Annotated in this window: 5 protein-coding genes; 3 read left to right on the forward strand and 2 right to left on the reverse strand. The window is 73.7% G+C overall.

Features of this window, described 5'->3' with window-relative positions:
- Positions 1-44: 44 nt before the first annotated feature.
- The gene (ald, locus tag ACPYO6_RS16375) at positions 45-1,142 is read left to right on the forward strand and encodes an alanine dehydrogenase (protein WP_425715863.1); all 1,098 of its coding nucleotides are present in this window, start codon (positions 45-47) and stop codon (positions 1,140-1,142) included.
- Positions 1,060-1,398, forward strand: a complete 339-nt coding sequence (locus tag ACPYO6_RS16380; protein WP_425715864.1) for a hypothetical protein — start codon at positions 1,060-1,062, stop codon at positions 1,396-1,398. Before ald ends, ACPYO6_RS16380 begins: the two co-directional genes overlap by 83 nt.
- A 75-nt stretch (positions 1,399-1,473) precedes the next feature.
- On the opposite strand, the gene ACPYO6_RS16385 is transcribed toward ACPYO6_RS16380, so the two are convergent.
- Positions 1,474-2,439, reverse strand: a complete 966-nt coding sequence (locus ACPYO6_RS16385) for an electron transfer flavoprotein subunit alpha/FixB family protein (protein ID WP_425715865.1) — start codon at positions 2,437-2,439, stop codon at positions 1,474-1,476.
- Positions 2,436-3,203 (reverse strand): electron transfer flavoprotein subunit beta/FixA family protein, encoded by a 768-nt coding sequence (locus ACPYO6_RS16390; RefSeq protein WP_425715866.1) that lies wholly within the window; start codon positions 3,201-3,203, stop codon positions 2,436-2,438. Before ACPYO6_RS16390 ends, ACPYO6_RS16385 begins: the two co-directional genes overlap by 4 nt.
- 443 nt (positions 3,204-3,646) lie before the next feature.
- On the opposite strand from ACPYO6_RS16390, the gene ACPYO6_RS16395 reads away from it, so the two are divergent.
- A partial coding sequence (locus ACPYO6_RS16395) for a phosphodiester glycosidase family protein (RefSeq protein WP_425715868.1) occupies positions 3,647-7,394 on the forward strand: 3,748 nt, incomplete at its 3' end.

The following is a 7,394-nucleotide window of genomic DNA, read 5'->3' on the forward strand; positions in this document are numbered from 1 at the left end:
CGCGCCCCGCGCACGTCGAGCTGCGGCGTGAGACGGAGGAGAGCATGCGGATCGGTGTCCCCACCGAGGTCCTCGACCACGAGGGGCGGGTCGGCCTGACGCCGGCCGGCGTCCAGGAGCTCGTCGGCGACGGGCACGGTGTGGTCGTCCAGTCCGGGGCCGGCGTCCACTCGGGTCTGACCGACGACGACTACGCGGCCGCGGGTGCCACGCTCACCGACGACCCGGCCGAGGCGTGGGCCGCGGACCTCGTCGTCAAGGTCAAGGAGCCGGTCGAGGCCGAGTTCCCCTTCCTCCGCGACGGCCAGGTGCTGTTCACCTACCTCCACCTCGCGGCCGACCGGCCGCTGACGGAGCGGCTCCTCGAGGCGGGGACCACGGCCATCGCCTACGAGACCGTCCAGGACGACTCGGGCCGCCTGCCTCTGCTCGCGCCGATGTCGCAGATCGCGGGCCGGATGGCGGGCATGGTCGGGGCGAACCTCCTCGACGCGACCCGCGGCGGGACCGGCGTGCTCATGGGCGGCATCGCCGGTGTGGCCCCGGCCGAGGTGGTCGTGCTGGGGGCGGGGGTCGCCGGCGCCGGTGCGGCGACGTTCGCACTTGGGATGCACGCCTCCGTCACGGTCTTCGACAACCGCATCCCGGCGCTGCGCCGCCTCGACGACTCGTTCGGTCCCGCCGTGCGTACGCTCGCGGCGACCGGCCAGGCGATCGAGGAGGCCGTTCTGCGCGCGGACCTCGTCGTCGGGACCGTGCTCGTCCCGGGCGCCCATGCGGCCCAGCTCGTCGGCCGGGACCTCGTGGGGGAGATGCGGCCCGGTGCCGCGCTCGTCGACATCTCGATCGACCAGGGCGGCTGCTTCGAGGTCTCGCGCCCGACCACCCACTCCGCGCCCACGTTCCGGGTCGGCGAGCAGACCGTGTACGCCGTCGCGAACATGCCGGCCGCCTTCCCACGGACCTCGACCTTCGCGCTCACCTCGCTCACGCTGCCGCATGTCCGGGCGCTCGCGGGGGAGGACGGGTGGCGTGCGGCGCTCGACGCTGACCCGCACCTTGCCAAGGGGCTCAACGTCGACGCGGGCGGCGTGCGTCACGCGGGGGTGGCGGAGGCGCACGGCCTCGAGCTCGCCGGCTGACGCGGCGGCGGCCGGGCGGCGGCCACCGATCCGGGCCACCGTTCCCGGCCACCGCTCCGGGAAGCCGCCCCCGGGCGCCCGGGTCGACGCCGCCGACCTCGTCGAGTCCTCGCTGCGCCGGGCCAACCTGTGGAACGAGGTCGAGGACGGGCGCGACCGGCCCGGCCGGCTCGTCGAGTACGACACCACGGAGACGATCTTCCAGAACCCGGCCAACCAGCAGACCGTGGACTACGTCACCGGCCGCTTCGGCTGACCTCGCACCACCACGCACGACGACGAACGGCGCCGCCCCCTCGCGGGGAGCGGCGCCGTTCGCGGCGCTGCGGGCTCAGCCGCGCGCGCGGAGCGCCTCGAGCAGCGCCGGGACTACCTCGTGGAGGTCGCCGAGGACCCCGAGGTCGGCGAGCTCGAACATCGGGGAGTCCTCGTCGTCGTTGACCACGACGATCGTGCCGGAGCGCTGCATCCCGGACGTGTGCTGGACGGCGCCCGAGATGCCGAGCCCGATGTAGAACCGCGGCGCGACGACCTCGCCGGTCTGCCCGATCTGCGCGGCGAACGGCACCCAGCCCTCGTCGACCGCGGAGCGGGTGGCGCCGACGGCGGCGCCGAGCGCGTCCGCGAGCTCCTCGACGATCGGCCACTGCTCGCCGGAGCCGACCCCGAGTCCACCGGCCACGACCACGTCGGCCTCGGTGATCGCAGGTCTTCCGCCGTCCGTGACGGCCACCTCGCGGCCGATCACCGCCGCCCCCAGGGAGGTCGGCGCGGGCAGCTCGACCCGGCGGCCGGCACCCGGTCCGGATGCGGGGGCGACGAGCGAGGGGTCGACGACGACGACCGCCGTACCGCCCGTCTGGACGCAGCTGACGACCCACTGGTTCCACGCCACCGACTTCTTCGTGCTGAGGGAGCCGTCGTCCTGGCGGGTCACGGTGTCGGCGCCCCACAGCGGGGCGACCCCGAGGCGGACGGCGAGCCGACCCGCCGCCTCGCGGGCGTCCGGCGTGGCGGGGGCGAGGACCACCGTCACGTCGTCGAGCAGCTCGACCGCACCGGCGAGGGCGTCGACGAGCGGAGAGACGAGGACGTCGGCGTCGGGGGAGGGAGCCAGGGCGACGACGTCGGCACCCGCGGCGGCCGCGGCCGCGGCGAGCGCGTCGTGCTCGGCGGCGGGCGCCGAGGCCACGGCGGCCACGTCCCCGGCGTCGAGCGTCCGGGCGAGCGCGAGGAGCGCGAGGGAGTCCGGCGTGGGCGCGGCGGCGGCGGTCTCGAGCAGGACGAGGGCGGTCACTTCGCGGCTCCGATCGTTCCGGTGGAGGTGAGGAGATCGATGATCCGGACGACCGCCTCGTCGGTGTCGGTGACGAGCTCGGCGCGGGTGCCTGCCGCCACCTGCTCGGCGTCGGTGACCCCCCATGCCCGCTGCGGACGCTCGACCTCGAGGTCGTCGAGGCCGAGGACCTCGACCGGCTTCGTGCGGGCGGAGCGCAGGCCCATGAAGTTGGGGATCCGCGGCTCGGCGGCCTGCTCCACCACCGAGGCGACCAGCGGCAGCGGGGCGCTGACCGTCCGGGAGACAGGGCCGGTCACGCGCCGGCCGGTGAGGACGCCGTCCGTCAGGGCGACGTCCTCGATGTGCGTGACGTGCGGGAGCCCGAGCAGCTCGGCGATCATCGCCGGGATCACGCCGCCCATGCCGTCGGTGGCGAGGTTGCCGGCCAGCACGAGGTCCGGCTCGAGGCGGGCGAGGGCGGCGGCGAGGACGCGCGCGGTCGTCAGGGAGTCGGACCCGGAGAGCCGGTCGTCGACCACGTGCACGGCGTCGTCCGCGCCGGCGGCCAGCGCCTTGCGCAGGGAGGGCTCCGCCAGAGCGGGCCCCATCGTCAGGGCCGTGACCGTGTCGCCGTCGACCCGCAGGTCCTCGGCGACCGCGATCGCCCGCGAGTCGGTCTCCGATAGCACGCCCGGCTCGCGCACGATCTGCCAGTACCTCCCGGCGAACACCACCGGCTCCTCGGGATCCGGGACGTGCTTGACGAGCACGACGATCTTCACTGCTGGCTCCTCACGATCGGGTGGGACCGGCGTCGTCGTCCGACGGGCGTGCGCGCGCGTCCCGGTGCATCCCGGACATCCTCCCTCACCCGCTCGGGGGCGCGACGGCGCGGACCCGCCGTGGCGGCCGGTTCGTGCCGCTTGGGCCGACGCCCAGCAGGCGCGGATCGGCGACGAACGGGACCTACGTCCCCGTGCGCCGCCTGGAGGACCCGGCGGGGCCCGACGACGGGGCCGCCCGGCCGACGGGCGCGCCCCGAGGCCCAGGTTCGACCGCCCGGTGGCCTGGACCACACCCACTCTCACCTGCGTGCACATGATGTGCACAGGTTCCCCGACGCGACGTCGCCCGGACACCTTCGGTCCACCGGACCGACAGGTTGGCGACACCGCCCCGGGGTGGGATGTCTCCGCCACTTCCCCCCGCTCCTCGGAGGACACCCATGTCAGTTGTGCCCGCACGACGGCGACCACGCGGCGTCACCACCGCGCTCGGTCTGCTCGTCACCTCGAGCTTCACGGCCGCGCTCGTCGCACCCGCCGCCGCCACCCCGCTCCCCGAGCCCGACGCGCCCACCGCCGAGGACACCGCGGAGACGGACTCCGCGGCCCCCGCCGACGCGGCGCCGGCCGAGACGCCGGCCGAGACGCCCACCGAGGGCGGCGAGGCTCCCTCCGAGGGGCCGGCCCCCGAGGAGACCGCGGTCGCGGACGACTACCTCGACGTGTCCAACGAGGGCACCGCGATCGTCAGCGAGCAGACCGCCACGCAGATCGCGCCGGGCGCGGTCCTCACCGAGTTCACCCGCCTCGAGTCGGCCGGGTGGCTGCAGGGCGCGATCCTCGACATCGACCTCACGAGCCCCGCGATCTCGCTGGACTACATGGACTCCGGTGAGGTCGCCGGCACCTCGACCATCTCCGAGATGATCGACGAGGCCGACGCCGTGGCCGGCATCAACGGATCCGGCTTCGACATCGGCAACTCCGGCTCGTCCAACGGCGTCGGCGTCGACCCCGAGACCGGGATCATCACCTCCCCGAACCCGAGCGACTCCTCCGCGCTCGTCATCGACTCCCAGGGTCTCGGCCTCATCACCGAGGTCTTCATGGAGGGCGTCGCCGTCGCGCCCGACGCCGGGTGGGAGCTCCCGCTCACCGGCGTCAACGCCTCGGAGTGGGACACCTCCGGCGTCGGCGTCTTCAACGACCGCTGGGGCACCTACGCCCGCGCGAACAACCTCGACGACCGCGCGAACGCCGTCGAGGTCTGGGTCGACCGCAACTCGGTGGTCACCCAGGCGGCGGCGCCCGTCGGCGAGGGCGAGATCCCCGCGGGGACCCGCATCGTCGTCGCGCCCGCCGGTGAGCTCGCCGACCAGCTGAGCTCGCTGGCCGTCGGCGACCGCCTCCAGACCAGCTACTCCGTGCGCTCCGACGCCGACGAGGTCGTCCTCGCCATCGGCGGGCACGGCGGCGGCAACGCGATCCTGCTCCGCGACGGCGTCCTGCACGACGCGTCCGACAACAGCCTCGCGCCCCGCACTGCCGTCGGCCTCGACGAGGCCGGCGAGCACCTCTACCTCGTCGTCATCGACGGGCGGCAGGCCAACTCGCGCGGCATGAGCCTCGACGAGACCGGCGAGTTCATGCAGCAGATCGGCTCGCACAACGCCCTCAACCTCGACGGCGGCGGCTCGACCCAGATGAACGCCACCCAGCCGGGCGAGGCCGACGACGACATCGTCAACAGCCCCTCCGACGGCACCGAGCGCAGCGACAGCAACGGGCTCGGCCTCATCGTCGGCCCGAGCTCCGGCGTCGTGCAGGACTACACCGTCCGCGGCGCGGACCGCGTGGCCAACACGAACCGGGTCTTTCCTGGCATGCACCGCCAGCTCGTCGCCCTCGGCTACGACGAGGCGATGCGCGCGGTCGACACCCCCGCCGAGACGTGGGCCTCCTCCGACGAGTCGGTCGCGACGGTCGACGCCGACGGCCTCGTCGCCGCGGGGGCGTCCGGTGCCACCACGGTCACCGCCACCACCCAGACAGAGGCCGGCGCCGCCGACGGCGAGCTCGACCTCGAGGTCCTCGGTGAGCTCGTCCGCGTGACCGCCGACCGGAGCGTCATGCAGCTCGGCGCCCCCGGCGAGCCGGTCACCGTCTCGCTCACCGGCTACGACCAGCAGGGCTACGAGGCGCCGGTCGACACCGCCGACATCCAGGCGTCCGTGGGCGAGGGGTTCACCGTCACGCCCGCGGGGTCGACGGCGTTCGTGGTCGACGCGACCGTCGAGTCCGGCGCCTCCGTCGTCGAGCTCGTCGTCGGCGAGCACACCATCCGCATCCCGGTCACCGTCGGCACCGAGCGTCTCGAGGTCACCGACCTCTCCGACGCCGCCGGCTGGACGTTCGGCCAGGCGCGCGCCTCCGGCACCATCGGCGTGACCGAGGGCCCCGAGGGACAGCCGGCGATCGAGGTCGGCTACGACTTCACCCAGTCGACCGGTACGCGCGGCGCCTACGCGATCGCCCCGGCCGCGATCGAGATGCCGGGTCAGCCGACCGCGGTCTCCCTCACCATCCGTGGTGACGGGACCGGCATCTGGCCCCGCCTCCAGGTCCGCGACGGCGACGGCGTGGTCCGTCAGCTCGACCCGATCAACATCGGCGCGGAGTACATCGACTGGACGGACGAGTGGCGTGAGGTCCAGTTCGGCGTGCCCGAGGGCGTGCCGTACCCGATCTCGCTCGAGCGCGTGCGCTTCATGGAGCAGAGCGCGGCCGACCAGTACACGGGATCGGTCGCCTTCACGGACATCGAGGTCATCGTCCCGCCGGACGCCGAGCAGATCAGCACCCCCGTGTGGGAGGACCACTCGCTCTCGCTCGCGAACGCGGCCGACGACGCGGGGCTGCGGGTGGCGGTGATGTCGGACGCGCAGTTCGTGGCGCGTGCGCCGGAGTCGCCGCAGGTCGAGAACGCTCGCCGTGGTCTGCAGGAGATCGTGGCCGAGGACCCGGACCTGCTGGTCATCAACGGTGACTTCACCGACGAGGCGGCGCCGGAGGACTTCGACCTCGCGCGGCGCATCCTCGACGAGGAGCTCGCCGAGACCGACCTGCCGTGGGTCTACGTCCCGGGCAACCACGAGATCATGGGTGGCCCGATCAGCAACTTCGTCGACGAGTTCGGCGAGACGTCGACGGTCCGCGACGTGGCCGGCACGCGCATCATCACCCTCAACTCCTCCACCGGTCGCCTCGGGGACGACTTCGGGCAGATGGTCATGCTGCGTCAGCAGCTGCTGCTGGCCCAGCTCGACCCGGAGATCACGGGCGTCATGGTGTTCTCGCACTACCCCCCGCGCGACTTCCTGCCGGGATCCCCGTCGGACATGGCGGACCGCCTCGAGGCCGCGACGCTCGAGTCCTGGTTGGGCGAGGTCGAGGACTCGGGCCGTTCGGTGATGTTCGTCGGCGCGGGCGTGGGGGCGTTCGACGTGTCGACCCGTGACGGTGTCGAGTACCTGACGAACGGCAACGTGGGCAAGTCTCCGAACTCGACCCCGGACCGCGGCGGCTTCTCGGGCTGGTCGATGATCGGACTGCAGCCGGAGCACGGCATGTGGAACGAGTCCGACGGCGAGTGGTCCGAGATCGAGATCCGCCCGCTGGTCGACACCCTCGAGGTCTCCGGTGGGGACGTCGTCGAGAGCGGGGCCGACCTCGACCTGGACGGCACGATCGTCCAGGACGAGCGCCGCGTGCCGGCGAGCTGGCCCGTCTCCGTCCTCTGGGCCGGCGACGGCGAGAACGTCGTCCCGGCCGGCGCCGAGGTCCCCGAGACCGCGGTGGCCACCGTGGAGCCGGCGACCGGTGTCGTCACGGCCGTCCCCGGCCGCGCCTTCGTCGACGGCGAGCTCGTCACGCTCGCCGACGGCGAGACCCCGGGCTACGCATCCGGCCACGAGGCCGTGACCGCGACGGTGTCCCTCACCGTCAACGACGCGACGACGGAGCACGCCGTCGAGGTCGAGGTCCCGTCCTTCTCCGCGGAGCCCGCTCTGGAGAACGGGTTCTTCCTGGATGATGACTGGGCGGGTCTGCATGAGCATGTGTTCCGGTTCGGCCGGTCGGGTGATGAGGTGTTCGTGGGTGACTGGGACGCCGACGGGGCCGACACGC

The organism is Georgenia sp. Z1344, assembly GCF_049856295.1.
GTDB lineage: Bacteria > Actinomycetota > Actinomycetes > Actinomycetales > Actinomycetaceae > JB111.

Coding starts and splice junctions, on each gene's coding strand:
- ald (WP_425715863.1), top strand. CDS start 45: ATGCGGATCGGTGTCCCCACCGAGGTCCTCGACCACGAGGGGCGGGTC.